The sequence below is a fragment of the Nonomuraea dietziae genome (assembly GCF_014195505.1).
In the GTDB taxonomy this organism is placed as follows: domain Bacteria; phylum Actinomycetota; class Actinomycetes; order Streptosporangiales; family Streptosporangiaceae; genus Nonomuraea; species Nonomuraea roseola.
In genome coordinates this window covers 45,777-69,933 of the sequence record NZ_JACIBV010000002.1, presented here as the reverse complement: position 1 = coordinate 69,933, position 24,157 = coordinate 45,777, and the positions used below count along the sequence as shown (strand labels likewise).

General features: G+C 69.1%; 17 protein-coding genes and 2 pseudogenes. 6 read left to right on the top strand and 13 right to left on the bottom strand.

Features of this window, described 5'->3' with window-relative positions; translation table 11 throughout:
- Window position 1: 1 nt before the first annotated feature.
- The 3 genes from FHR33_RS52250 to FHR33_RS42900 all read right to left on the bottom strand — a co-directional run bounded on the left by FHR33_RS52250 (window position 2) and on the right by FHR33_RS42900 (window position 4,765).
- Window positions 2-694, bottom strand: coding sequence for an RICIN domain-containing protein (locus FHR33_RS52250; protein ID WP_312896099.1), 693 nt, complete (start codon window positions 692-694; stop codon window positions 2-4).
- Window positions 591-2,729 (bottom strand): glycoside hydrolase family 127 protein, encoded by a 2,139-nt coding sequence (locus tag FHR33_RS42905; RefSeq protein WP_221242519.1) that lies wholly within the window; start codon window positions 2,727-2,729, stop codon window positions 591-593. Before FHR33_RS42905 ends, FHR33_RS52250 begins: the two co-directional genes overlap by 104 nt.
- 572 nt (window positions 2,730-3,301) lie before the next feature.
- Window positions 3,302-4,765, bottom strand: a complete 1,464-nt coding sequence (locus FHR33_RS42900) for an endo-1,4-beta-xylanase (protein ID WP_183660764.1) — start codon at window positions 4,763-4,765, stop codon at window positions 3,302-3,304.
- A gap of 518 nt (window positions 4,766-5,283) precedes the next feature.
- Between FHR33_RS42900 and FHR33_RS42895 the strand changes: the two genes are divergently transcribed.
- Window positions 5,284-6,615 (top strand): extracellular catalytic domain type 1 short-chain-length polyhydroxyalkanoate depolymerase, encoded by a 1,332-nt coding sequence (locus FHR33_RS42895; protein WP_183660762.1) that lies wholly within the window; start codon window positions 5,284-5,286, stop codon window positions 6,613-6,615.
- A 201-nt stretch (window positions 6,616-6,816) separates the two neighbouring features.
- On the opposite strand, the gene FHR33_RS42890 is transcribed toward FHR33_RS42895, so the two are convergent.
- Window positions 6,817-7,260 carry a nitroreductase/quinone reductase family protein gene (locus FHR33_RS42890; protein WP_183660760.1) on the bottom strand — a complete coding sequence of 148 codons (444 nt, stop codon included), beginning with the start codon at window positions 7,258-7,260 and terminating at the stop codon, window positions 6,817-6,819.
- A 442-nt stretch (window positions 7,261-7,702) separates the two neighbouring features.
- Here FHR33_RS42890 and FHR33_RS42885 point away from each other — a divergent pair, with 442 nt between their 5' ends.
- Window positions 7,703-8,119 (top strand): NUDIX domain-containing protein, encoded by a 417-nt coding sequence (locus FHR33_RS42885; RefSeq protein ID WP_183660752.1) that lies wholly within the window; start codon window positions 7,703-7,705, stop codon window positions 8,117-8,119.
- Window positions 8,120-8,216: 97 nt separating this feature from the next.
- On the opposite strand, the gene FHR33_RS53710 is transcribed toward FHR33_RS42885, so the two are convergent.
- The 3 genes and pseudogenes from FHR33_RS53710 to FHR33_RS53490 form a co-directional block, all read right to left on the bottom strand.
- Complete coding sequence (locus tag FHR33_RS53710; protein ID WP_446685818.1) at window positions 8,217-8,657, bottom strand: tetratricopeptide repeat protein; 441 nt, start codon at window positions 8,655-8,657, stop codon at window positions 8,217-8,219.
- Between the two features lie 1,407 nt (window positions 8,658-10,064).
- Window positions 10,065-10,841: pseudogene (locus tag FHR33_RS53705) on the bottom strand (AfsR/SARP family transcriptional regulator); the annotation flags it as partial.
- A gap of 172 nt (window positions 10,842-11,013) precedes the next feature.
- Window positions 11,014-11,208: pseudogene (locus FHR33_RS53490) on the bottom strand (winged helix-turn-helix domain-containing protein); the annotation flags it as partial.
- A 238-nt stretch (window positions 11,209-11,446) separates the two neighbouring features.
- Here FHR33_RS53490 and FHR33_RS42870 point away from each other — a divergent pair.
- The 3 genes from FHR33_RS42870 to FHR33_RS42860 all read left to right on the top strand — a co-directional run bounded on the left by FHR33_RS42870 (window position 11,447) and on the right by FHR33_RS42860 (window position 14,622).
- Window positions 11,447-12,637 carry an MFS transporter gene (locus FHR33_RS42870; protein ID WP_221242518.1) on the top strand — a complete coding sequence of 397 codons (1,191 nt, stop codon included), beginning with the start codon at window positions 11,447-11,449 and terminating at the stop codon, window positions 12,635-12,637.
- 540 nt (window positions 12,638-13,177) lie between these two features.
- Window positions 13,178-14,092: an AfsR/SARP family transcriptional regulator gene (locus FHR33_RS42865; protein ID WP_183660748.1), complete on the top strand. Its 915-nt coding sequence runs from the start codon at window positions 13,178-13,180 to the stop codon at window positions 14,090-14,092.
- A gap of 95 nt (window positions 14,093-14,187) precedes the next feature.
- Window positions 14,188-14,622, top strand: a complete 435-nt coding sequence (locus FHR33_RS42860; RefSeq protein WP_183660746.1) for a hypothetical protein — start codon at window positions 14,188-14,190, stop codon at window positions 14,620-14,622.
- A gap of 193 nt (window positions 14,623-14,815) precedes the next feature.
- Here the strand turns inward: FHR33_RS42860 and FHR33_RS42855 are convergent, their stop codons facing one another.
- The 5 genes from FHR33_RS42855 to FHR33_RS42835 are packed head-to-tail and all read right to left on the bottom strand — an operon-like array spanning window position 14,816 to window position 20,623.
- Window positions 14,816-15,631 carry a carbohydrate ABC transporter permease gene (locus tag FHR33_RS42855; protein WP_183660744.1) on the bottom strand — a complete coding sequence of 272 codons (816 nt, stop codon included), beginning with the start codon at window positions 15,629-15,631 and terminating at the stop codon, window positions 14,816-14,818.
- Window positions 15,624-16,502, bottom strand: a complete 879-nt coding sequence (locus tag FHR33_RS42850; RefSeq protein ID WP_183660742.1) for a carbohydrate ABC transporter permease — start codon at window positions 16,500-16,502, stop codon at window positions 15,624-15,626. The genes FHR33_RS42855 and FHR33_RS42850 overlap by 8 nt, the downstream gene beginning before the upstream one ends.
- Window positions 16,503-16,505: 3 nt before the next feature.
- Window positions 16,506-17,750, bottom strand: a complete 1,245-nt coding sequence (locus tag FHR33_RS42845; protein WP_183660740.1) for an ABC transporter substrate-binding protein — start codon at window positions 17,748-17,750, stop codon at window positions 16,506-16,508.
- Between the two features lie 27 nt (window positions 17,751-17,777).
- The gene (locus FHR33_RS42840; protein ID WP_183660738.1) at window positions 17,778-19,382 is read right to left on the bottom strand and encodes a beta-N-acetylhexosaminidase; all 1,605 of its coding nucleotides are present in this window, start codon (window positions 19,380-19,382) and stop codon (window positions 17,778-17,780) included.
- The gene (locus tag FHR33_RS42835) at window positions 19,379-20,623 is read right to left on the bottom strand and encodes a Gfo/Idh/MocA family protein (protein ID WP_183660736.1); all 1,245 of its coding nucleotides are present in this window, start codon (window positions 20,621-20,623) and stop codon (window positions 19,379-19,381) included. Before FHR33_RS42835 ends, FHR33_RS42840 begins: the two co-directional genes overlap by 4 nt.
- 134 nt (window positions 20,624-20,757) lie before the next feature.
- On the opposite strand from FHR33_RS42835, the gene FHR33_RS42830 reads away from it, so the two are divergent.
- Window positions 20,758-21,924 carry an ROK family transcriptional regulator gene (locus tag FHR33_RS42830; RefSeq protein WP_183660734.1) on the top strand — a complete coding sequence of 389 codons (1,167 nt, stop codon included), beginning with the start codon at window positions 20,758-20,760 and terminating at the stop codon, window positions 21,922-21,924.
- Between the two features lie 60 nt (window positions 21,925-21,984).
- On the opposite strand, the gene FHR33_RS42825 is transcribed toward FHR33_RS42830, so the two are convergent.
- The gene (locus FHR33_RS42825; RefSeq protein ID WP_183660732.1) at window positions 21,985-23,778 is read right to left on the bottom strand and encodes a discoidin domain-containing protein; all 1,794 of its coding nucleotides are present in this window, start codon (window positions 23,776-23,778) and stop codon (window positions 21,985-21,987) included.
- Between the last annotated feature and the right edge of the window lie 379 nt (window positions 23,779-24,157).

Here is a 24,157-nt window from a genome sequence, read left to right as displayed (position 1 = left end):
CTCACAGGAACCTCCAGAGGTTGTTGTCCGCGCCGTTGTCGTCGGCGAGCACGACCTGCGCGCCCTGCGAGGTGCCGGCGAGGCCGAGGACGCGTCCGCCGTAGGCGCACTGGATGCGGAAGCCGGCGGCCGGCCCGTGGCGCAGCCGCCAGCGGTGGTCGGCGGTGCCGTTGTCGGCCCACTGCACGACGCGCGACCCTGCAGCGGTGCCCATGTTCTCCACGCCCAGCACCTTCTGGCTGTGGGAGTTGCGCAGCCGCAGGTAGCCGCCGGTGTCGACGATCGCCGTCCACAAGTGGTCGGCGGTGCCGGTGTCGCCCCACTGGATGACGAGCGCGCCGTCGGCTGTGGACATGCCGGTGACGCCGACGACCATCCCGGTGCCGATGTTCTGGAGACGCCGCGCGCCGTTCGGCACGAACCGCCACTGGTTGTCGGGGCTGCCGTCGTCGGAGTCCTGGACGACCTGGGCGCCGTTGGCGGTCGAGCCGTTCTGGATGCCGAGCAGCTTGGAGCTGTGGACGTTGCGGATCTTGACTGAGCCGTCGCCGACGTCGCTGATCGTCCAGCGGTGGTCGGCGGTGCCGGTGTCACCCCACTGGAGCACCCGGGCGTTGTCGGCGGTCGACATGTTCTCGACGCCGAGTACCTTGCCGCTGTTCACGTTGCGGAACCGCAGGGCACCGCCGTCGATGATCGGGACCCAGTCGTGGTCGGCGGTGCCGTTGTCGGTCCACTGGAGGGCCAGGGCCGCCGTCGGCGGTGGACATGTTCTGGACGCCGAGGGCCAGCCCGCTGGCCGCGTTGATCAGCCGGAAGCTCGCCGCGCCGGTACCGCCCTGGCCACCGGTGTTCCAGTAGACGACGTGGTTGTGGTCGTGCGCGTCGTAGAACGGCCCCAGCCGCACCGACGCCCCGTTGGCCGTGGCCGTGAAGGTCAGAGAGGAGGCGCTGGTCCGGGTGATCGAGGAAGGGGCCAGGGCGGGGGCTGACGACAGGCCGGTGTTGCCGTAATCGCCCGACAACACGACCGGGCCATAGGTGACGGCTTGCACGTCGGGGTTGTCGTTGGCGGCCTTCATGACCACCCGCATGGGCAGCCGCACGGTCACGGTGTCGCCCGGCGCCCACGACCGGGTGAGGTCGGCGTAGGTGCCCGGCGTGGTGGCGATGTTCTGCCGGACTCCGTTGACGCTGATCGTCGCGCCCTGGGTCCAGGCCGGGACGCGGATGCGCATCGTCCATGATCCGCTCGCATCGCCATTGACCTGCAGCGACGTGGTGTCGCCGACCGGATAGGAGGTTGTCTGGGTGACCGTGATGCCGCGCCGGCTCCAGTTGAGCGTGGAGGGCACGAACAGGTTCACGAACAGGGTGGTGCCGTTGTGGAAGTAGATCGAGTCCATCAGCTTGGTGTTGGTCTCGACCCCGGTGCCCTGGCAGCACCAGAAGGAGTTGTAGTCCGTGCTCCAGGCGCCTCCGCCCCAGGCCGGTCCGACACCCCGCCGTCCGCCGGGGTTGAGCGGGGTGAAGTAGGTGACGTGACCGTGTGCGTCCGCCGGGTTCTGCTGCCCGATCAGGTGGTTGAGCAGGGCGTTCTCGTAGTAGTCGAAGTAGTCGGCCCGGGCCGGCGACAGCAGCCACAGCTCCCGGGTCAGCTTGAGCATGTTGTAGGTGTTGCACGCCTCACCGGTGTCCCTGGTCAGGTGGGCGGCGATCGCGTTGGGTGCGCGGAAGTGCTCGGCCTGGCTGTTGGAGCCGTTCACGTACGTGTGCGCGCCGACGGTGATGGACCAGGCGTTGACGGCGATGTCGCGGTAGCGGGTCGTGCCCGTCGCCTTGTACTCGCGGGCCGCCCCGATCCACTTGGGCACCTGTGTGTTGGCGTGTAACCCGTTGAGCCGGTCCTGGCCCGCGGCCAGCGGATCGAACACGGCCGCGTGGTCGAACCGCTGGGCCGTGGTCAGCCAGCGGGAGTCCCCGGTCATCTGGTACAGGTCCGTCAGCACGGCGTTCATGCCGCCGAACTCGGTGCCGAGCATGGCCTGCGTCTGGCTCGGGCCGAGTCGCGACGTGCGTGCGTCCACCCACCCTGCCAGGGCCAGCAGCACGGTCCTGGCCTGGGTGTTGCCGATCAGCCGCCAGACGTCCAGCAGCCCGGCCAGGGTCTTGTGGATGCAGTAGTACGGCACGTTGCCGTTGGTCAGGGTGCGGTTCTCCACGGCCGTGATGTCCGACTCGGGGAAACCGGACAGGTAGCCGCTGGTGAATCCGGCGGCGCCGTTGTTCGCCTGGCATCGGGCCATCTCGGCCACCATGTAGTCGGCCTTGTCCCGGCAGGTGGTGTCGCCGAGCACGGCGTAGGCCTGCGCCCACGCCGTCAGGAAATGGCCCTGCATGTGGGACCGGAACGGGAAACTGGGGGCGTCCCAGCCGCCGTTGGCCGCCGCGCCGTTGGTGGACAGCCGGTGGTTGGTCCTGAAGACGTACAGGAGCCGATCGACGTCGACGAAGCGCAGGTAGCTGAGGGTGCGGTTCTGGTTGTCGAGCAGGCGACCAGAGGTCAGCCGGACCTGGCCGAGGTCGAACTCGTAGGCCGAGACGCCGATGTCGGATCTGGCCTGGGGGAGTGCCGCCAGAGCGGGGGATGTGCCGGCTACCTGGCCGGCGACCGAGAGCGCGGCGGTCGCGCCTGCGGCGTGGAAGAGCTGACGACGGCTCAAGGACATGCGGTGCTCCTCGGAGATGGGGGGTGGTGACCGGCCGCCGGTCACGGGTTCACTCTCAAGTGAGTGTTAGCGTTAACATTTCATGGGCGACGTCTCGGGTGCCCGCAGCATGCCGACGGACGGTGTGTCGTGTGCCGTAGTCGGGGAGGGGGCATCCGGGGCTCCTTGGCAAGATCACCACGAGAATTTGTTAGCGTTAACATTCTCTTGTCCAGAGCTGTGTGGCCTGTTCCATTGAGTACGTTGTCGCGGAGTACATCCGACGGCCGGCCCGGCGTCAACGAGGGCATTCCTCGCCGACCATGGCGTTGCCGCCGGAATGCCTTCCCGCCTGGGGGTTCTGCGGCCAAGGAGATCGCGCCGCACCGCTCGTTCCTGTGAAAGTTTCACAGAAGTCGCCGGGAGGCAACAGGGTAAGGTGCGGCCTTGTGCGGGTTAACTTACTGTCTGAAGTCGTGGGGTTGTGCGCGCGCTGCTCCGCCTCCACCCGCTGACCGCACCCGGGGTGCGGTCAGCGGGTGGAGCTGTTCTGGGTCAGTAGGCCCGGCGCCGGGGCGAGCAGCCGGTGAAGCTCACGCGGTGCCCGCGTTGTAGGTCCACTTCTGGTTGCTGCCGCCCCAGCAGCTGTACAGCTGCAGCCCCGTGCCGTTGCCGACGCCGCCGCCGACGGCGTCAAGGCACAGCCCGGACTGTACGCCCACGATCGTGCCGTCGGAGTTGACGCGCCATTTCTGGTTGTCGCCACCCCAGCAGGAGTAGATCTGGATCTTGGCGCCGTTGCCCGTTCCCCCGGCGTCCAGGCACTTGTTGCCGTACACCTTCAATTCCCCTGCTGAGGTCCGCGTCCACTGCTGGTTGCTCTGACCGTTGCAGTCCCACAGTTGTACCGCGGTGCCGTCGGTGGTGCCGGCGCTGGGCACGTCGACGCAGCGGCCGGAGGCCGTGCTCTTGATCTGCCCCGCGTCGCCCCCACCGGGCGGCGGCGTCGTGCTGCCGCCGTTGAGCGCGTTGAGCACCGCGGTGTAGGCGGCCTTCTTGTTGCCGTTGCTGTCGAAGAGCAGCGGGGTGGTGTTGGCGCCGAGCCAGGAGTCGCTGTCGCGAACTCCCCAGACCGAGATGCCGGTACAGCGCGGCACCGCCAGGCAGTCGTTGACGACGTTGGCGTACGTGGTGGCCGAGCCGCCCTGGATGTCCAGCTCGGTGATCTGCACGTCGACCCCCAGCGCGGCGAAGCTCTGGATGGTCGTGCGGTAGTTGCTGTTGTAGGCGCTGTTGCTGTTGAAGTGGGACTGCAGGCCGACGCAGTCGATCGGCACGCCGCGGGCCTTGAAGTCCCTGACCATGTTGTAGACGCCCTGTGTCTTGGCCCAGGTCCAGTTGTCGATGTTGTAGTCGTTGTAGCACAGCTTGGCGGCCGGGTCGGCGGCGGGCGCGGTGCGGAAGGCCACCTCGATCCAGTCGTTGCCGGTGCGCTGGAGGTTGGAGTCACGTCGGCCGCCGGAGTTGCCGTCGGCATAGGCCTCGTTGACCACGTCCCAGGCGTAGATCTTGCCCTTGTAGTGGCCCATGACGCCGTTGATGTGGTTGATCATCGCTTGGCGCAGCGAGCTGCCCGACAGCGCCTGCATCCAGCCCGGCTGCTGTGAGTGCCAGGCCAGGGTGTGCCCGCGCACCCGCTTGCCGTTCTGCACGGCCCAGTTGTAGACCCGGTCCCCGGCGGTGAAGTTGAACTGGCCCCGGTTGGGCTCGGTGGCGTCGATCTTCATCTCGTTCTCGGCCGTCACCATGTCGAACTCGCGATTGGCGATCGTCGTGTAGGCGGAGTCGCCGAGCTTGCCCGAGGCGATGGCGGTGCCGAAGTAGCGGCCGCTCTGCGCGGCGGCCGCGCCGAGTGTGCTCGCCGCGGCATCGGCCGGAATCGCCGTCGCCAGTGCCGTGATCAGGCCGAGTGCGCCGAGCGCGCCGGTGATCAGCGCCCGGCGGCGCGCGCCGAGCGGCCGTCGGGCGGTGGGTGGGGACATGGCGTTGACACGCATGCTTGAGCCTCCGTATGCGAATCGGGGAAGGGTTGGTGCGGGACACCCGCGGGACCGACGCCGCGCCCCGGCTGGGACGCACACCACAGGCGTCGGGACGGCAGTCCCCTGTTGAGCACCACCGAGCCGGCAGGGGAGATCACCTCGGGCACTCAGTGTGGGAACCTCACCGAAAATAGTCAAGGACGGAGTAAAAATTTTCGGCGACTCCATCCTTCCCTTGCCGATTGCACTGGGCATTCTCTGGGGCGGCGGTCCTTGAAAGTTTCAACGGAGGCCTCGGGTTGGATGCGAATGAAAGTTTCACGGAGACGCTCGCGCTGGTCGAATCCGGCCAGGCCCGTCATCCGAGGTGAGCGCGCTCGGGTGTCGCCTCCGTCGACGCGCTGCACGTTAAGGCGCTCTTGACAGCCCCTTTCTGCCTCGTGTTTGCTCCGTTCTGCCACCACCTCCACCGGCCCCAGGGGAGCTCCACCAGTCCAGCGGTTTGTTAACGCTAACATCGGAGAGGTGAACCCATGCAGCGAAGCGCACGCCGTACGAGAAGGTGCGCGGGCATCGGAGCCGCCCTGGCGGCTCTGATCACGGCGGTAGCCGCCGCTCTGTCCGTGTTCGTCACGGTCGCGCCGGGAGCGTCGGCGGCGACCCTGACCGAAGTGACCAGCTTCGGAGCCAACCCCGGCGGCCTGCGGATGTACCTCTACGTCCCCGACACGGTGGCATCCCGCCCGGGAGTCCTGGTGGCGATGCACGGCTGCAACGGCTGGGCGCCGGGCTTCCACCAGGGCACCGAGTTCGCCTCATTGGCCGACCGGTACGGTTTCATCGTCATCTACCCGCAGGCGAACAAGAGCGCCAACGGCATGTCGAACTGTTTCGACGTGTGGTCCAGCGAGGCCCTGCGCCACGGTGGCGGCAGTGACCCGGTGTCGATCGTCTCCATGACGGCCTATGTGCTGCAACGCTACAACGGCGACCCGCAGCGAGTGTTCGCCACCGGCTTCTCCTCCGGCGCCATGGAGACCAACAACCTGCTCGCCACGTACCCGGACGTGTTCAAGGCCGGCGCGCCGTTCGCGGGAGTTCCCTACGGTTGCCTCGGCCCCGCCGGGTGCGGCGACAAGACACCGCAGCAGTGGGGTGACCTGGTCAGGAACGCCTACCCCGGCTACACAGGGCCCCGGCCGCGCCTGATGGCCTGGCACGGCACCGCCGACTCCGTGCTGCCGTACACGATGCTGCAGGAGGAGGTCGACCAGTGGACCAACGTGCACGGGCTGAGCCAGACTCCGGCCTCCACCGACAGCCCGCAATCCGCATGGACCCGGCGAGTCTTCGGCTCCGGGCAGGTCGAGGCGTACACCATCACCGGAGCCGGCCACGACCTGCCGCGACCAGGGATGGCCGCGCACGCCATCCGCTTCTTCGGCCTGGACGGCGGCTCGTCCACCACGACGCCGACTCCGCCACCCGCCGGACAGATCAGGGGAGTCGGCTCCGGGCGTTGCCTGGACGTGCCCGGCGCCGCCACCGCCGACGGCACCGCGGTGCAGTTGTGGGACTGCAACGGGCGCGGCAACCAGCAGTGGACCGCCACCTCGGCCGGAGAGCTCCGGGTCTACGGCAACAAGTGCCTCGATGCGGCCGGCGCCGGCAACGGAGCCGGTATCCAGATCTACTCCTGTCACGGCGGCGGCAACCAGAAATGGCGCCTGAACGCCGACGGCACCGTCACAGGGGCGCAGTCCGGGTTGTGCCTGGACGCCGTGGGCCAGGGGACCGTCAACGGCACCCGGCTCCAGCTCTACTCCTGTCACGGCGGCGCCAACCAGCGCTGGACCCGCACCTGACACCGCCCCAGCAGGGTATGCCGAGCACTACAACGGGCATCGCGGATTGGCCTCCAAGGGCGTTCCAGGCTTTCGCGAGTGAGTTGTCGAAGGCCGGAACAGACGTGGAGCCCTCGTAGAAGAGCTCTCACCTGTGTAGTGGATCCCGGACCGGCGGTTTTCGCCGCCCCGTCCCGATCGCTCACCTCAGCGGCAGGCGGCTCAGTAGCAGCGGGCGTGGATTGGCGTCACCCGGATCGCGGTGGAGAAGTCGGCAAAGGTCTGCTCGGGCGTCAAACCGGCCCAGCGCATCGACTCCAGGTGCTTCTCCAGGTAGGCGGAGACCTCCCGCTCACTCAGCGGCGCAGGCCCGCCCAGGGGCGCAGGTTCCAGCTCGGCGACGCCCTCGATGGTGAGGACGCTGAATCGCTCCGCGTTGCCGTCGAGGTCCAGGTGCAGCGTGACCTTGGGGTTGTCACGCAGGTTGCGGATCTTCGGGGCGCCGGGATTGCTGATGATCAGGAATCTCACTCCGTCCCACACGTACCCCACAGGCGACGTCTGAGGCTGTCCGTCGGACCTGACCGTCGTCAGCCAGATGATCGTCTCGTCCTGGAGGCGTTGCTCGGCGCTGGCACCCGCCTCGCCGTCGAGGTTAGGAAGCATCCGCGTAGTTTATGGGGAATGGGCCGATCAAGGTAGCCCCATGGCAACACCATGTACGCCTTCGTATGATCGCCGCCAGCGGCGTTCCGGGCTTTTCGGGAGGAGTCGCCGAAGGCCGGGAACAGGCGTGGACCCCCCGGCAGAGGAGCTCTCACCACGAGAAACTCAGCCGGCCGGTCTTGACGCCATTCCGGCAAGCGGTCATGGTGCTGCACTGGTTCCGCGGCGAACGCGACATCCCCCATGGCTTTGTTCGTGAGTTCCGGCACCAGAGGTCGCTGAGTTTCGGCACCAGCGGAATCTCACCGATCTCGATGTTCGTGAGGTTGGGTGCCGCCCCTCGTGTCTGTCGCCGGCCGGCGCACCGCTCACGCACGGTGACGGGTGTCGGCGGCGGGACGCGCCTTGTCTGCGGCGGATCCGCATGGGTCACAATGTGCCGATGACGACCTCCGCTGACGACTCCGGTCCTGTCCGGATTGTGACGGCCGTTCTTCGCGACGGCGATCGGGTGTTGCTGTGTCATCGAAGCGCCGGACGCCGTTGGTATCCCGACGTGTGGGACCTGCCGGGCGGTCATGTTGAGGAGGGGGAGGATCCGGAAGAGAGCCTTGTGCGCGAGCTTCGGGAGGAGTTGGGAATCACGGCATCGGAGCCGTCCAGCCCGCCGATGCATGAGATCCGGACCGCGACGTTCGGCATGCAGATCTGGATGGTCGACAGGTGGACCGGAACACCCGTCAACGCCGCGCCGGACGAGCACGACGCTGTGGCGTGGTTCGAGACGTCCGACCTTGACAGCCTGCGTCTCGCCCATGAGTCGTATCTCTCGATGCTCACCGCCGTGCTCGTCACGTGACGTCGCTCCGGAAGCCAGAGGTGCGCGCTCGTCGGCAGATCCGCGCACTCGCACCCGGCTCAGCCGGAAGGCACAACCACCTGGCGGCACACTGAGATCACGTCACTCCCGACGACTCCCGGAGGGCGTGTGCGGCGCCCAGAAGGTGGGCGGCCTGTGACTGCCGACCGGCCAGCAGGTGGGCCCCGGCGATGCCCTCCAGGGCTGTGGCCTGGGCCAGGGGATTACCCAGCCGCCGAGCGGAGGCGAGCGCCTGCCGGTGGTAGGCAGCCGCCTCTGCCGGGTCGCCTTTTCGCTCGGCGATGAAGCCGAGCTCGCTGAGCACTGCCGCATATCCCGGTGCGCTGACCGTCCGGCGATACCACGCGGCGGCTTCGTGCAGATGATCGCTGGCCGCTGCCAGGTCGCCGGAATGGCGGGCCGTCTGCCCCAGGCCGATCACGGCGTAGACCTCGCCGGCCTTGAAGCCGTGTTCGGCGGCGAGCCGCCTGGCCCGCTCGTGGAGCTCTCTCGCCGTGCCGTGATCATCGCGCAGCATCGCGATCCGGCCGAGTCCGGACAGCCGATCGGCGGCCTCGGCCCACATGCCCAGATCCTCGGCCAGCCGGAGCCCGTCGCGGTGCAGTCGCTCGGCCGTGTCATGGTCGCCCCGGATCTCGGCAAGCGCGGCGCGCGGGTACACCGTGAGCAGTTCGCCGCCCCGGTCTCCGAGTGACCGGAACAGCGCGAGTGCGTTGTCGCACGCCGTCTGCGAGGTGGCCAGATCTCCCCTTGCCAGTGCGTGGTTGGCGCGCAGGCTTGCGACGACGGCCTGGCCCCAGGGGTGGCCGAGCGTGTGGAAGCCCGCCGCAGCACGCATCGCCAGCTCCTCGCCGGTGTCCAGGTCTCCGGCGTGGAGGAGCACGTACGCCAAGAACCAGTGCGCCATGGCGAGCCCGTCAGGGTCGTCGGCGCCGCTGAAATGTGTCAGCGCGGTGCGGGCCGCGGCCGCCGGGTCGTGCTCGACGTCGAGCAGGATCGCGATGCCCGCCTGCCACGAGTGCACCCGCGCGCGCAGGGCCTGCGGCGCGGGCCCGGCGACGGCGAGCGCCCGGTCGGCCCACCGTGCCGCCTGGCGTACCCGGCCACGCAGCAACAGCGACCAGGCCAGCGCGTCGACCAGCCGCAACGCGAGCTCGGCGGACCCTTGAGCGATCGCATGGTCCAGCGCGCAATGGAGGTTGCCGTGCTCGGTGTCGAGCTGCTGGAGGCAGGACTGCTGATCAGGACCGAACAGTCCAGGCAGCAGGGCCTCGGCCATCGACACGTGGTACAGGGAGTGTCTGGCACGTACGGCGTCGCTCTCCTCTGCCTCGTCGAGCCGCGCCCTGGCGTAGGCGGCGATGGTCTGCAGCAGGCGGTAGCGCCGATCGCCGGTGACCATGACCATCGAGCGGTCCACGAGCTGTGCCAGGGTCCCGGCCACGCCTCGGGCGGCGGCGTCGCCGTCCGCGCAGATCGATTCGATCGCCGCCAGTGTGCCGCCGTCCATGACGGCGAGACGGCGCAGCACGACCCGTTCGTTGTCGGTGAGCAGTTCCCAGCTCCAGTCGAGTACGGCCTGCAGAGTCCGGTGCCTGGCCGGAGCGCCGCGGCTGCCGGCGGCCAGCAGCCGGAACCGGTCATCCAGACGGGCTGCGAGCTCGTGCACACCCAGTGCCCGGACCTTCGCGGCGGCCAGCTCGAGAGCAAGCGGCAGACCGTCCAGCCCGCGTACCAGGTCGGTCACGACCCGCGCGTTGGCCGCCTCCAGCGTGAACCCCGGATCGGCGTCGGCGGCGCGGGCGCAGAACAACCGCGCCGCACTGGACTCCCATATGGCCTCCACATCAGCCCCGGGGGTGGGGACGTCCAGCGGCGGCACCGCGTACAGCACCTCGCCGGCCATGCCCAGCCGTTCGCGGCCGGTCGCCAGCACGCGCAGGCCGGGCGCCGCATGGAGCAGGGCCAGCACGAGCTCCGCGACCTGTCCCGCCACGTGCTCGCAGTTGTCGAGCAGGAGAAGGAGTCTCTTGCCGCGCAGAAAGGCGGTCAGCCGATCGAGGTGGCCCATCGGCTCGCCGGCGGGAGCCGGCCCCAGCATGGTGTTCTCGCGGATGCCCAGCACCGCCATCACGGCCTCGGCGACGGCATCGGCCGCATGGGCGCCATCCAACCCGGTCAGCTCGACCAGCCACACGCCGTCCGGGTACGACGGGGCCAGCGCAGCGGCGACCGCCACTCCCAGGCGGGTCTTGCCCACCCCGCCGGGGCCCGTGAGCGTGACCAGACGCCGACTCTCCAGCGACATGAGCACGTCGGCGACCGCCGCCTCCCTGCCGATCAGCTCGGTCACCGGGGTGGGCAGGTTCGTGGGGCACTGACCCGGCGGCGTCTCCAGCGCCGGGTCGCGCACCAGGACCGCCTGATGGAGCGCCGCCAACTCCGGGCTCGGATCGAGCCCCAGGTCCACCGCCATCCGGCGGCGGAACTCGTCGTACGCGGCCAGCGCCTCCGCTTGCCGTCCGGAGCGGTGGAGCGCACGCATCTGCGCTGCCACGAGCCGCTCGCGGCCGGGGTGCCGGCCTACCGATTCGGTCAGTTCCGCGGCGACCGCGTGGTGCTCGCCCAGATCCAGTCGCGCCTCGGCGAGGTCTTCCAGGGCGGCCAGCCGCTGCTGGGTCAGCCGCTCGGCCACCGGCTGCGTGAAACGCGCGGTCCTCGAAGCCGGCGAGCGCCGGGCCTCGCCACAACGTCAGCGCGTCAGTGAGCACCTGGCGTCGGGTCCATGGATCGACGGAGGTGCGGGCACGATGAAGCAGCGTCTGGAATCTGACACTGTCGATCGACTCGGCCGGCACGCGAAGCCGGTAACCGGCGGACCGGTGCTCCACCAAGGCACGCGCGCCAGGCTCGGCAGCCTCCAGCGCCCGGCGTAGCCGGGCGACCCTGATCTGCAACGCGTTCGCGGGGTGCGCCGGCAACGAGCCAGGCCACAGGTCGCCGATCAGCCTGTCGACTGGGACCAGGCGGCCTTCGTGCAGCAGGAGCAGCGCCAGGAGGGCCCGCACCTCGACCCCGGGCACGGCAACCGGCGTCCCGTCCGCCTTCGCCACCGAGAGAGGGCCAAGCACACCGAACCGCACCTGCCCACCCTACGCCGGACAGCCGTCGGACAGCGATCAGCAAGTGGCGCTGAAAATGCTGGCGCGGCAAGGACATACTGCCGCGCCCATGCCGCCACGGTCGTGACCGCTCGACGTGAGCGCTCCGCGGCGGGGTGGGCCACGGGAAGGACACGAAAGAACGTTGAGAGATCAGAAGCGGCTGCTCAGGCAGCTGATCCCCTTGTCGATGGCGCTCTTCGCGGTCGGCACCGACGGGTTCATCATCGCCGGACTGCTGCCGCAGATCGCCGCCGACCTGGACGTGAGCGTCGCGGTGGCCGGGCAACTGGTTACGGCGTTCGCGTTGGCGTTCGCCGTGTCGGCGCCGATCCTTGGAGCGCTGACGAGCGGGATGGATCGGCGGGCCGCCCTGCTGCTGGCCCTGGCGATCTTCGTGGTCGGCAACGCCGCGACGGCCGTGGGCCCGAACTACGAGGTCGTGATTATCGCGCGCGTCGTGACGGCCATGGGCGCCGGATTGATCGGCGCCGCGGCCGCGATCGCACCCGAGCAACGGCGCGGCCGGGCGCTGGCCTTCGTCATGGGCGGGCTCACGCTGGCCATCGCGTTCGGACTGCCGGCGGGCACGCTGATCGGCGGCGCCGACTGGCGGCTGACGTTGTGGGCCGTCGCCGCGCTCGGCGTCGTCGCGGCGGCGGGTGTGACCGTCGCCCTGGGGCCGATCTCCCTGCCGGCAGTCACGTTGCGGGACAGGCTGGCCCCGCTGCGGGAGATCCGCGTGTTCGGCATGCTCGCCGTCACCGTGTTGACCCTTGCGGGCACCCATGTTCTCTACACCTACATCAGTCCCACGGTCGCGGGTGCCACCGGCGGTTCTGCGACGTCGCTGACCGTCGTGCTGCTGGCTTGGGGCGTGGGCAACATGGTGGGCAACATGGCGGCGGGACGGCTCGCCGACCGCTTCCCCCCTCGGCAGGTGGTCTCGTGGGGGCTGGCCGCCGCCGCCGTCATGCTCGGGGTCAGCCCTCAGGCCACCGGCGACTTCGCGATGACGATCGTGTGGGCGGTGCTCTGGGGCGTCTGCGTCTCGCTGCCTGTTGTGCCGCAGCAAAGCCGCCTTGTCGCGCACGCGCCGGATGCCGCTGCTGTGCTGCTGGGGTTGAACAACTCGGCGATCTACGTCGGCGTCGCCCTCGGGGGCGCCCTCGGTGGCCTGCTCCAGGAGCAGCTCACGCCTTCCGGACTGGGTCTGGCGGGCGCCGCTGTGAGCGTGGCCGGACTGCTGGCGAACCTGGCAACGAGGCGCGCCGTACCCCGTGCCGACGCTACTGACCGGAGCCCGGGCTCCCGCGGCAGCCACACGCTGCGCTGACAGCCGTCGCCGGTCGTTGAGGGCGTCTTCCCAGCAACCTCGTCCACGCCCTGGCCAGGCGGGGAGACGGACTCGTCGTAGGTTCGGCGCGTTTGAGGCAGTGTGGCTTCATCCGGAGCTGTGTCGCCCCTGATCGTGGCCGTAGCAGGCGTTGGCCGTACCAGACGATGACGCCACGTTTCCGGACACGTGCCTCCGCCCTCGTTCCGAACCGGAACGCATGTGCCGATAGTCAAGTCCGGCAGTCATGTGACCCCGCCCATGGGAGGCTTCCGGTGGAGACAGCACGAAAGTCCGGTCCGATGGCTTGTCAGGTCACTCGCCCCTTCGCGTTCCGCCAGGGATCCTTGCACCAGCCACGCCCGCCAGCCGATCGAACGATCCCTTGTCGCCTACGCCCACTCATCGTGACCAGCCTCCGGACTCGTCCATCCGGTCCGCCCGCGTCAGCCCGACACGGCACATGTGCGCCACACGGCGTACTCGTCCTGCCGCCGCCGGGCGGACGCGCGGGCGGCGGGAGCGGAGGACAGTGAGCGCATGAGCGGTAGAGGAGTCGCCGTCGCCCTGCTGGGGCCGCTGGAGGTACGGCGGGACGATGTCCAGATCCGGCTCACCGCCGGTCGCCTGAGAACACTGCTGGCCACGCTGGCGATCTCCGCGGGCGACACGGTACCCGTGGAACGCCTCGCCCTGGCGCTGTGGGGAGAGGATCTGCCCCTCAACGCGCGGCGCGGCGTCCAGACCTACGTCACCAGGTTGCGCCGCGCGCTCGGCCGGGACGTGATTCGCACGCTGTCCGACGGCTACCTGCTGGACGTCGATCCCGACCGGATCGACGTGCTGCGCTTTCGGCGGTTGCTGGCCGAGGCGGGCCGCGCGCCAGGAACGCTCGCGGAGCGCGCCCTGGTGGAGGAGGCGCTGGCGCTGTGGCGTGGCTCGCCGTTCGAAGGCGTCGACTCCGACTGGCTGTGCGCGTCAGCCTCGGCCTACCTGCAGGAGGCGCGGCTGGGCGCGGTGGAGCGGCGGATCGACCTCGACATGGCCGAAGGGCGTCACGGCGAGCTGGTCGCGGAGCTGATGGAGCTGTCCGCGCGCCACCCGCTGCGCGAACCGCTGTGGGAGCGCCTGCTCGTCGCGCTCGGTCGTTCGGGGCGGCAGGCCGAGGCACTGGCCAGCTACGAACGGCTCAGGCGGCTGCTGGCCGAGGAACTGGGCACCGCGCCCTCGGCCGACCTGCGGCGCGTCCACGCCTCCTTGCTCCGCGAGGAGCCGCCACCCAGCCTCCGCTCGCCGACGGGAGTGCGGCAGCCCCACGCACGCGTGGCCGTGTTCACCGGGCGCGCTGCCGACCTCACCCATGCGGATCGAGAGCGTTTCGCCGGGGTTCGCGTGATCGTGGGCAGGGACGGCGGCCACCACTCCTTCCTGGCCCTGATCTGGGCCCATGAGTGACGTCAGGCGCGGTGAAACTGGTGTGACACAGTCCTGACGCAGCCACCGGCTTGACTCCTGAGGTCGGCGAATTACCTCTTCCATCAGGAGGAATCATGCGAATCGGGACCACAGCCGTCAGGAGAGCGGCGATCGTGGCGATGTCGGCGGCCACCGTGGCGCTGGCCGCACCCCCCGCCTCCGCCCAGACCGCACGGGACCTGGCAGCGTCCGGTGAACTCTCGGCGCAGGGCTGCGCCGTGACGGCGGGGCCCACCCGGCTGTCCGGCGGCACCGCCGCCCGCCCGACGGCGGTCCGCCTCTGGAGGTGCGACAACGGCTGGCATGCCCAGATCATCCATGCGAAGGCAGGCGACGAGGTGTGGGTGACGAACGCGACCGGCGTCGTGACCGGCTTCAGGAAGGTGCCGTCGGGCAGCACATCCATGAACTCCGGGACGGTCGGCATCCACGGGTCCCCGTGGCGGGCGTGCGGAAAGATCGTCACCTCGGGTAATGCGTACCCCGCAGGATGCACCCCCTTCGGCTGAGCCGTCCTGCTCGGGTCCCTGTCACCTGATGGGGTGCGGGGGCCACTGCCGTGAGCGCGTACGGCGGCAGCGAGGTGCGTCTCACGGGCGCCCCGCTGCCGCTCGGCGGTCGAGCCGTCACCGCGGCTGAAATCCGATCCCCCGCTCGGAAACACGGTTTCGTGCTGTGCGCTGGGATTGAGGTCGGCATCGATCAGCCCTTCGAACCGGTGAAGGCGATGCCGGCGATGAGCTGGCGTTGCATGACGACGAAGAGGGCGATCACGGGCAGCGAGGCCACGACCGACCCGGCGAACAGGATGGGGAAGTTGGTCAGGAACTGACCGCGGAGTGAGGCGAGTCCGGCCGAGAGCGTCATCATCTCCGGATCGGTGTTGACCACCAGTGGCCAGAGCAGGCTGCTCCACGACCACATGACAGTCAGCATGCCGAGCGCCAGCAGGCCGGGTCTGACCAGAGGGAGCAGGATGTGCCAGTAGATCTGCAGCGGGTTCGCCCCGTCGATCGAGGCCGCCTCGTCCAGTTCCCTGGGCAACGACAGGAAGAACTGCCGGAGCAGGAAGGTACCGAACGCGCCGAACACGCCTGGCGCTATCAGCGCCTGCAGAGAGTTCAGCCAGCCGAGCTCCATCATGATCTCGTAACGCGGGATGAGGAACAGTTCCCCTGGCACCATGAGGACGGCCAGGAAGAGCAGGAACAGGGCGCCCCTGCCTGGAAAGCGGAGCCGGGCGAAGGCGAACGCGGCCAGCGAGCACAGCAGCAGTTGCCCGGCGGTGACGGCCGCGGTGACCACGACTGTGTTGAGGAACTGCCTGGCCAGCGGCACCGACCGGAACACATCGGCGAAGTTCGACCACTGCCAGGAGGGCGTGAACTTCGGCGGCACCCGTAGCGAGTCAGGCAGGGTCTGCAGCGAGACCACGAGTTGCCAGGCGAACGGCGCGAGCATGACCAGCGCGCCGGCGGCCAGGAACACGTGCGCCGGCCAGGTCCTGGGCCTACTCATAGTGCACCCACTTCTTCTGTAGCCTGAACTGGAACGCGGTCAGCACCAGGATCAGCCCGAGCAGGATGACGGCGATCGTCGCGGCGAGCCCACGCTGGTTCTGCACGAAGCCCGTCTCGTAGAACAGGTAGACGATCGTGCGACTGCCCTCCAGGGCTGGGCTCTTCAGGTCGATCATGAGATAGACGAGGTCGAAGACCTGCAGCGCGTTGATCATCGTTATGACCATGACGAAGAACGTGGTGGGCGTGAGCAGCGGCAGCGTGATGCGGAAGAACTGCCGCAGCCGCCCGGCCCCGTCGATCTCGGCGGCCTCGTAGTAGTGACGCGGAATGCCCTGCAGCCCGGCCAGGAACAACACGGCGTTGTAGCCGATCGAGCTCCAGATCCCGACGACCGCGATGGCGTAGATCGCGAAGTCGGGGTCGCCGAGCCAATACGGCCCGTCGATCCCCACCGTGCCCAGGACGTGGTTGATCGCCCCGAAGTCGCCGTTGAACAGGTAACTCCAGGTCAGGGCCACCGCGGCGGGCATCGTGACCACGGGCAGGAAGTAGAGGGTGCGGTAGAGGCTCAGCCCGCGCAGCCCCGGCACGTTCAGCAGCGCCGCGACGACGATGGACAGCGGAACGCCCGCCAGCACCAGCACCGCGTAGAGCAGGGTGTTGGCGAGCGCGCCGTACATCTCCTCGTCGGTGAACAGGTCGGCGAAGTTGGCCGTCCCCACCCAGGTGTAGCCGCCGAAGACGCCCGACTCGGTCATGCTGAGATACAGGGTCTGAACGATGGGCCACAGGTAGAAGACGGCCAGACCCAGCGCCATCGGTGCGATGAGGAGGTACCCCCACGCCCACTCGCGCTTGGAGTGCATCGGTTACTCCTTGGCCAGGATCTCGTTCATCTGCGCCGCGATCTCCTTGGCGACGTCGGCCACCGGCCGCTTGCCTGCCCAGGCCTCGGCGAGCAGCTTGTTCTGCACGTCCTGCCACTGCGCGGTGTTCAGCGACACCGGGTACGGCACGCCGTTGGGCATCGAGGCGTCGTAGGTCTCCTTCAGGTGGAAGGTGGGGAAGGCCTTGAACCAGCCCTCCTGCGTGCCGTCGCGGAGCGAGAGGGAGCCGCCGCCGCTGTCGCTGAGGATCTTCTGGGCCTGCTCGGAGGCGACGAACTCGGCGAAGGCCGCCGACTCCTTCGGGTGCTTGGTCTTGGCCGAGACGGCGTTGGCCAGGCCCAGCAGGATGACGGCCTCCTTGGCCGGACCCTTGGGCAGCGGGGCCACGTCGATCCGCTCGCGGATCTCGGGGTTGGCCCAGAAGGTGGAGGCGAGCCAGGCGCCGCCGTAGAACATGCCGTACCTGCCGGACTGGAAGAGCTGGATGGGGTCGGTGTCGGTGTAGACCTCGGCGACGGGAGCGACCTTTTCCTCGATCATGTCGGTCCAGTACTCCAGGCCCTGGATCGAGGCGGGGTCGTCGAAGCCGCTCTTCTTGCCGTCCTCCGACAGCACGTGGCCGCCCGCCTGGAGCATCGTGGGGTAGAAGGCGCCCTGATCCCACATGTGGGCGAGGATGCCGAACTGCTTCTTGGCCGGATCGGTCAGCTTCTTGGCCGCGGCCTTGACGTCATCCCAGGTCCAGTCGGCGGTGGGGTAGGCCACTCCGGCGGCGTCGAAGAGCTTCTTGTCGTACCAGAGCGCCGGGATGCTCACGTTGTGCGGCAGGCCGTACAGCTTGCCGTCGTAGCGGTACCCGTCGACGACCGCCGGGGACAGGCCCTGGACTTTGGACTCCTCGATCGGGGTGATGATCCCGCCCTTGGCGTACATGCGGACGTTGAGGCTGTTCATCCAGAACACGTCGGGTGCGGCGCCGCCGGACGCAGCCGTCTGGAGCTTGGTCCAGTACTGGTCCCACGGCGTGATCTCGAGCTTCACCGTGACGTTCGGGTTGGTCTGCTGGAAGGCCGCGATGATCTTCTCCGCGCTCGCCTGGTCGTTCTTGTCCCAGATGGCGTAGCTGATCGTGGCTTTCCCTGAGGCCTCCGGCTCGCTGGAGGAGCCGCAGCCGGCGGTCATGACGGCCAGGCCGGTGAGGCAGGCGAGGGGTAGACGGAAACGCACGTTTGTCTCCAGATGGTTGGGGGGTGTTCAGGGCCGCAGGTTGGAGGTCCAGTCGGCGAGCTCGCTGTCGATCTCGGCCCTGGTCCGGGGGTGGCCGGGAGCGTCGGGACGTCGCTGCCACGGGTGCGGGCCGGTGGCCGGGCGATATTCCACGCCCAGGGCGTCGAGCCGCTTTTCGTGTACGGCCAGCCGTACGAGAAAGTCCTCGAAGTCGCGCTCGTCGCTCCACATCGCCTCGGCGAAGGCGGCCAGTCGCGGGAAGGCCATGTAGTCGAGGAGGCGGGGCGAGTCGATGTGCTCGGTCCACAGCGCGGCTTGCGCGCCGAGGATTCTGCTCCGCTCCTGCCCGGTGAGGCCATGGGGGACCGGGTCGAAAGCGTGGACGGCGCGCAGGGAGGTCACGCTGCCGATCGGCACCGGCTCCTGATCGCCCTCCGCCTGGCGGAAATCCAGGTACGTCTCGGCGAACGGGGAGACGACCACGTCGTGGCCGGCCCGCGCGGCCATCGACGTACACCTGTCACCGCGCCAGGCCCCGACGGTGAGGCCTGGTGGCAGGCCGCCCTCCAGGAGCTCGTCCCAGCCGAGCGGCTTGCGCCCGCGGGCCAGCAGGTAGTCGGTGAAGTGCCGCATGAGCCAGGTCTGCAGCTCGTCGGCATCGCGCAGGCCGAGTTCGCGCATGCGCTCCTTGGCGGGGAGGCTCTCGTTCCACTGGGTCTTGGGGGTCTCGTCGCCGCCGACGCAGATGTACTCGCCGGGAAAGAGCTCGAGGACCTCGTCGAGGACATCGGTGAAGAAGGCGATCGTCTCGTCGGAGACGTTGATGACGTTCTCTCCGACACCCCACTCGGTGCGCACCCCCAGGGGGACGTCGAGGTTGCCGAGCTCGGGGTAGGCGGCGATGGCGGCCTGCGTGTGGCCTGGCAGGTCGATCTCAGGGAGGACCGTGACGGAGCGGTCGGCCGCGTAGGAGACGATCTCCCTGATGTCGTCCTGGCTGTAGAAGCCGCCGTGCGGACGCCCGTCGAACAGGCGATGCCGCCTGGCGCCCAACGGTGACTCGCGTCGCCAGGCGCCGACCTCCGTGAGTTTCGGGTACTTCCTGATCTCCAGCCGCCAGCCCTGGTCGTCCGTCAGGTGCAGATGGAGGACGTTGAGCTTGTGCGCGGCCAGCAGGTCGATGTACCGCAGCAGGTCGTTCTTGGGCAGGAAGTGCCGGGCGACGTCGATGAGACAGCCGCGCCAGCCGTACGTGGGGGCGTCGGCGATCTCGATCGCGGGGATGCTCCAGGTCCTGTCTCCGGTACGGCCGGCGCGGAAAGCGGCCGGGTCGAGCAGCTGGCGAAGAGTCTGCGCCCCGTAGAAAGCACCGGCCTGGGCCGAGGCCTCGATCAGGACGGACTCCGTCGTGGCGGTGAGCCGATATTCCTCGGGCCCGAGGCCCACGGTGTGGCGGATCTCGACCCCGCCGGGACCTTCGAGCAGCGGCAGGCCGGTGGCCGAGGTGAGCGCGTGGCGGAGCCACGCCGCGGCCCTGGCCAGCACTGGGTCGGCGGTCAACGGCGTAGCGGCGGTGAAGGTGAACAGCCCTTGTCCTGGTGCGCAGCGGGAGGGCGCCGGGATCAGGGTCACAGCGCCTGCACCGTCCGGGTCTCGCGGGCGCGTTCGGCGGCCCACACGACGAGGTGCCCGGCCAGAGCTTCGGCCGGGTCGGCGCCGAGCGGCGCCTGGTCTCCGGCCGCCACCGCGTCGATGAACGCCCTGACGAGGCCCGCATCGCCACCGCCATGGCCATCGGCCAGCGATGCGCCCGCGTTCGTCCCGGTGTCAAGGGTCTCCTCGGCGCCGGTCACGAAGTCGACGATCCTGATGTGGCGCCCGTCCCCTTCGGCGAAGCCGTGGGTGCCGAAAACCCGCGTCTTGCGGTGCTCCAGCGGGGTGAACGCCGTCATCGTGAACGACGCGGTCGCGCCCCGCGCGAACTCCAGGGTGACGACCTGCTGGTCCACCACGTCGTTGTCGCAGTCGTAGACGCAACGGCCGTAGGGACCGGTCTCCAGCGCGCGCATGACGCCTGCCGTACTGGCGTCGGAGGTGACGGCGCCGAGCGGCCAGAACTCCCGGGCCGGATCCCCGAGGCAGCCCAGATAGAGGCGTGTGGCCGAGTAAGGGCAGGTCGGCTCGACAGGGCAGCTCACGCACCGCGTGCCCGCGCCCTGCGGCCGGTTCTCCGGCCGGAAGTGGGTCAGCGAGCCGAAGGACGACACGGCGACCGGTTCCTCGCCGACGAGGTGGAGCAGCCAGTCGATGTCGTGACAGGACTTGGTCAACAGCATCGGCCCCGCTTCGACCGTGTTGCGCCAGGAACCGCGCACGAAAGAGTGGGCCATGTGCCACCATCCCACCGGCTCCAGGTGTTGGACGCTGGAGAGCGAACCCAACCTGCCGCTACCCAGGAGCTCCTTGAACGCTTTGGTGTAGGCGGTGTAGCGGAGCACGTGGCAGACCGCGAAGACCACGCCACTGCGGTCGACCGCCTCGACGATACGGCGGGCTTCCCTCTCGGTGGGGGCCAGCGGCTTCTCCAGCAAGATCGCATAACCCAGCTCGGCGAAGGCGACCGCCGGCTCGACGTGCAACCGGTCCTGCGTCGCGATGACCACAGCGTCCGCCAGCTTCGGCACGGCGGCCAGGTCAGCCCATCCCGTGAAGCGGGACCGCTCCGGCACGTCGTGCTCGGTGGCCAGCGCGGCCCGCCTCACCGGGTCGGGGTCGGCCACAGCCACGATGCGTGCCCGACCGTCAGCCGCCGCCGCCCTGGCGTAGATCTGGCCGCGCGCTCCCGCCCCGACGACGGCTATGGTCAATGTCATTGGAACACTCCCTTTATTACAGGCTCCATAGATATTCACGAATCCCGCCTTGCCGTCAAGACCTTCGATGCCGGATGATCAGGCTGGACCGGCGCGACATAATTCAGACCCTGTTGATAGTGAGGAGCACACCCGTGCAGGTCAGTGGTGGAGACCTTCAGCGGCTGCGTCAGCAGAACACCCTGAACAGCCTCCGCGTCCTGCGTGAGGCGCGCGCACCGTTGACGCTCACAGAGCTGGTCGCGCAGACCGGGCTGTCGCGAGCCTCCGTGGGGGACGTCGTCGCCGAGCTCCAGCAACGTGGCTGGATCGCCGAGGTGGACCCCACACCGGGCACCTTGGGCCGGCCCGCCAAGCGCTACCGCTTCCGCACCGACGTCGGGCACGTGCTGGGCATCGACATAGGAGTTCACAAGGTCCTGGCCGTGGTCACCGACCTCGCGGGCCGGGTCATCGCCAGCGGCCGGGTCGCCGTCGACCGGCACACCGCCCGGCATGAGCGGCTGGAGGCCGTGTGGAGAGCCATCGACGCCGCACTCGTCGCCGCCGGCCGGGCAGCCTCCGACCTGTGGGGCGTCACCGCAGGAAGCACCGGCGTCGTCAACAGGGAAGGGCTGGTCACCCGCGTCCACGATCTTCCCGACTGGGCCGGAGTCGAACTGGCCGGCCATCTCGGGCAGCGCCTGCCCTGCCCGATCACCATCGAGAACGACAGCAAGCTAGCCGCTCTCGCCGAGCAGCGGCTCGGCGTCGCCGCAGGTGTTCAGGACCTTGTCTACCTGCACGTCGGCCGCCGGCCCGGCGCTGCGCTCATCCTCAACGGCAGGCTTCACCACGGGTTCAGCGGAGCCACCGGCGAGGTGGGCCTCATGGAGGTCACCGGGTGGCGCACCATGGCCGGCCACCTGGAGGGCTGTCGCGCGGCCGTCGGCGCATCACCTGAGGAGGCTGCCCGGCTCGTCTTCGACGCAGCCCGCGCCGGAGACCGCGAAGCCCAGGCCGCCGTCGACACCTACGCCCACCACCTCGCCCTCGGCACCGCCGCCATGGTGCTGACCCTGGATCCAGAACTGGTCGTTCTGGGCGGTGGCTTCTCCCGCTCGGCCGACGTCCTGCTTCCCGCGCTCAACCGGGCCCTTGAGCCCCACTGCGTGCGCGTTCCCGACATCCGGCCGTCGACGCTCGGTGAGGAATGCGTCGCCCTGGGCGGAGCCTGCCTGGCGCTGGACGATGTGGACGAGCGGCTCTTCTCGCTGGAAGGGGCGATCCTTGACCCCGCTGCTCCTCAGGGCGTCTCCTGACGCCCCTCCTCTTGGAGGCCGGCCGAGCCAGGGTGAACCCGGCTCGGCCGACCCTCGGTGTCAGGCCTTCTCGTAGGGGATGATCTCGGCCAGGGCGGAGGCTCCGCCGATGCCGTAGTCGGAGCGCAGCCTGATGTACCGGGCCGAGAGCCCCTGGAGGCTGACGTCGTTGGGCGCGGTCATGCGGGGCCACTCGACGGGTGTGACGTCCCTGAACGTGATGCCGTCGTCGCTGACCTGCACCATGCCCTTGAGGATGGTGCCGTTCATGTTCGTGCGCAGCTTGGGCTGGAACCGTACGGCCGACAGTTCCCTGACGCGGCCGAGGTCCACGGTGATGGTGTGCGGCTGTGGGGGGACGGCGGGGTAGTCGGAGTGGAAGTCGGTGGTCAGCTTGCCGTCGATGGCATTGCGCGGATCGCCGATGCCGGGTTTGAAGGTGCTGGCAGTGGCCTTGAGCTCGGCGGGCGGGACGCGGCGCCCGGCGGGCTCGGCCGGCCAGATGTGGCGTCCCTTGCCGGGCTCCTCGGTGACGGGCTCCCGATCGGGTCCGGTCCCCTTGCCGCGGATCAGGATGTCGGTGACGACGGAGCCGTGGTCGGAGTAGAAGGGGTAGGGCTGGTTGAGCCAGCTCTGCCGGTGGCGGGGGAGGCGATCGATGTCGGCGCGGGACCCCAGGACGCGGACGTCCTTGCCGCGGGCGAAGACGTAGTCGATGCGGCCTGGAATGGCGCCCATGCCGTGGTAAGGGCTCCACGTGCGGCCGGGGTAGCGTCCGGCGTCGGGGTTGGCGTAGCGGAAGGTGTCCATGAAGCCGTGGTCGGTGTACAGCTTGGTGTACGGCCAAGGCAGCACTACGCCGCCGTGGCCGGGGGCGTTGGCGAACTGCTCGCTCCAGTCCAGGTGCGACTGCGCGTTGAGGTCGCCGCCCATGAGCACCGGGGCATCGTCATCGCCGATGAAGGACGGGATCGCCTTCTCGAGGATGGCCTTGCCCATGGCGACCCGGCGAAGGTTGTCGCCCTCCAGGATCTGTTCGTTGGTCTTGGTGCGGGGCAGGCCGTGGGTGTTCTGCACCGCCGCGTCGTGGGTGTCGCCGTAGGCCCAACCGTCGTGCCAGGTCCACAGGCTGAAGGCGTGGACGTGCTTGCCGTTGGGCAGGCCGAGCCGGGCGCCGCCCAGGTTGAACGAGCTGATGTCGGCGTCGGCGTAGCGCGGGTACACCTTCTGGATGTCGAGCTTGGTGTAAAGCCACAGGTTGTCGCCGTTGACGCTGTAGTCCTCGGGCGTGGTGAGCTGTACGCTGGCGAATCGGTCGCCCTCCGCCCGTCCTGCGTTCAGCCCGTCGAGGATCTTCTGGCCGGAGCCGTACCCCTCGACCACGAAAAGGATGTCGGGGTTGACCTCGTTCATGTAGTCGATCATCTGGGCGAGGTTCTCGCCGGTGTTCTCCTGGCGGTTGTAGGTGCCGCCGACGAAGAGGTTCCATGCCATCAGCCGGAGCGGTGTTCCCACGTGCTTCTCCGGCAGGGAGGTGAGGGAGACGTCGACCGTCACGTCCTTGTCGGGGAGCACGAAGGGCCGGCTGCGCACCTGCCCGTCACGCGTGTACAGGGTGTCTCGCGCCCATACCTGGTCGCCGCTCCTGACGGTGGTGACGAACTCTTCGACGCGGTGAGGCCGGGCCTTGCCGGTGGCGACCACTGTGCAGGTGCTGCCGGGGCCGTTGCCGTCGCAGTCCAACCGGTAGCTCGGCTTGCTTCCGCGGTCGGCGGCGGCTGCGGTGGTGTTCGTGGCGGCGAGCAGTCCGGTCAAGGCCACGGCGACTGCGAGGGGAGGGACCAAGAGGCGCATGGGCATTCCTTCTGCGAGGTTTCTTGGGGATCAAGGGTGTGGGTCTCAGGGAGTCCGAGGAGTGCTGTCAGGTGAGACGCCGCGGCGGCGCCAGGTGACGTGACCTCTGCGTGTCGTCACAGGCGGGCGGCACATGGTTACGCATATTGACAGACTCCAGAGGAAGTTGTTCCAGGTGAAGGCTCCCCGTCGGGATCATTCCGGGCATCGCCATGTCGCCGCAAGGTCTTCAAGGTGAATATTTACAGACTGTGCAATAAAGTGCGGCTGGGTAAGCGTGCGCCGTGCCGGAGGGCGGCGGGGGAGGAGCGGGTGCACGTGGTGCCGCGCCCGCCGCTGGTGTCCACACCCGAAGCTCTGCTCAGGGTGTACGCGAAGT

What these genes read in the sequence shown, in the direction of transcription:
- FHR33_RS42895 (WP_183660762.1), top strand. Translation starts at nt 5,284, where the DNA reads ATGCAGCGAAGCGCACGCCGTACGAGAAGGTGCGCGGGCATCGGAGCC.
- FHR33_RS42905 (WP_221242519.1), bottom strand. Translation starts at nt 2,729, where the DNA reads ATGTCCTTGAGCCGTCGTCAGCTCTTCCACGCCGCAGGCGCGACCGCC.
- FHR33_RS42885 (WP_183660752.1), top strand. Translation starts at nt 7,703, where the DNA reads ATGACGACCTCCGCTGACGACTCCGGTCCTGTCCGGATTGTGACGGCC.
- FHR33_RS53710 (WP_446685818.1), bottom strand. Translation starts at nt 8,657, where the DNA reads ATGCTGCGCGATGATCACGGCACGGCGAGAGAGCTCCACGAGCGGGCC.
- FHR33_RS42890 (WP_183660760.1), bottom strand. Translation starts at nt 7,260, where the DNA reads ATGCTTCCTAACCTCGACGGCGAGGCGGGTGCCAGCGCCGAGCAACGC.
- FHR33_RS42850 (WP_183660742.1), bottom strand. Translation starts at nt 16,502, where the DNA reads ATGCACTCCAAGCGCGAGTGGGCGTGGGGGTACCTCCTCATCGCACCG.
- FHR33_RS42855 (WP_183660744.1), bottom strand. Translation starts at nt 15,631, where the DNA reads ATGAGTAGGCCCAGGACCTGGCCGGCGCACGTGTTCCTGGCCGCCGGC.
- FHR33_RS42900 (WP_183660764.1), bottom strand. Translation starts at nt 4,765, where the DNA reads ATGCGTGTCAACGCCATGTCCCCACCCACCGCCCGACGGCCGCTCGGC.
- FHR33_RS42825 (WP_183660732.1), bottom strand. Translation starts at nt 23,778, where the DNA reads ATGCGCCTCTTGGTCCCTCCCCTCGCAGTCGCCGTGGCCTTGACCGGA.
- FHR33_RS42865 (WP_183660748.1), top strand. Translation starts at nt 13,178, where the DNA reads ATGAGCGGTAGAGGAGTCGCCGTCGCCCTGCTGGGGCCGCTGGAGGTA.
- FHR33_RS42860 (WP_183660746.1), top strand. Translation starts at nt 14,188, where the DNA reads ATGCGAATCGGGACCACAGCCGTCAGGAGAGCGGCGATCGTGGCGATG.
- FHR33_RS42835 (WP_183660736.1), bottom strand. Translation starts at nt 20,623, where the DNA reads ATGACATTGACCATAGCCGTCGTCGGGGCGGGAGCGCGCGGCCAGATC.